Source organism: Rhodovibrio sodomensis, assembly GCF_016583645.1.
In the GTDB taxonomy this organism is placed as follows: domain Bacteria; phylum Pseudomonadota; class Alphaproteobacteria; order Kiloniellales; family Rhodovibrionaceae; genus Rhodovibrio; species Rhodovibrio sodomensis.
This window is the reverse complement of record NZ_NRRL01000311.1, coordinates 1-568: the sequence shown is the minus strand read 5'-3', so window position 1 is coordinate 568 and position 568 is coordinate 1. Positions and strand designations below refer to the sequence as shown.

At 73.1% G+C, this 568-nt stretch carries 1 protein-coding gene; it reads left to right on the top strand.

What is annotated here, in order from left to right:
* Positions 1–568, top strand: a 568-nt coding sequence (locus tag CKO28_RS27920; RefSeq protein ID WP_200344816.1) for an SIS domain-containing protein, incomplete at both ends; no start/stop codon positions are given.

Sequence of the window (568 nt, the reverse complement as noted above, 5' to 3'; positions counted from 1 at the left end):
AGCCGTCGGTGATCGGGGACACGCTGCACGCCTTCCTGAACCCGCTGCGCCGGGAGGTCACGCTGCCCGAGCTGCCGTTCGACCTGGGCCGGCTGCCGCGGGTGACGATCACCGCCTGCGGCACCGCGTTCCTCGCCGGCTGGGTCGCCAAGTACTGGATGGAGCAGGTGGCAAGGCAGCCGGTCGAGCTCGACCTCGCCTCGGAGCTGCGCTACCGCGCGCCGCCGATGCCGGACGGCGGGCTCACAGCCGTGATCTCGCAGTCGGGCGAGACGGCGGAGACCCACGGTGCCCTGCAGTACGCCCGCGAGCAGGGCCAGCGCACGCTCTCGATCGTCAACGTCGCGGAAAGCGCGATCGCGCGCGACAGCGAGGCGGTGCTGCAGACCCTGGCCGGCCCGGAGATCGGGGTCGCCTCGACCAAGGCGTTCACCACCCAGCTGACCGTGCTGGCGGCGCTGTCGATCGCGATCGGCCGGGCCCGGGGCACGATCGACCAGGCCACCGAGGCGCGCCTGACCGACGCGCTGATCGAGGTGCCGGCGCGCGCCAGCGAGGTGCTGAACCA